Here is a 300-nt window from a genome sequence, read left to right on the forward strand (position 1 = left end):
GTAAAATCTCTTGATGAGATTGGCGGTATCGGTCACCGTGTTGTACACGGCGGCGAAAAATTTGCGGATTCTGTTTTAATTACTGATGAAGTATTAGCTGATATCGAAGAATTAAGCGATTTAGCACCACTTCACAACCCAGCAAACGTTGTTGGTATTAAAGCATTCCAAGAAGTATTACCAAACGTACCAGCAGTAGCAGTATTCGATACAGCATTCCACCAAACAATGCCGGAATCTGCATTCCTATACAGCTTACCATATGAGTACTATGAGAAATTTGGTATCCGTAAATACGGT

General features: G+C 40.3%; 1 pseudogene. It reads left to right on the plus strand.

Annotated features, from left to right (window positions below):
• Positions 1 to 300 (plus strand): annotated as a pseudogene (gene ackA, locus FE392_RS22990) (acetate kinase); the annotation flags it as partial.

Source organism: Xenorhabdus santafensis (assembly GCF_033949405.1).
GTDB classification, from domain to species: Bacteria; Pseudomonadota; Gammaproteobacteria; order Enterobacterales; family Enterobacteriaceae; genus Xenorhabdus; species Xenorhabdus santafensis.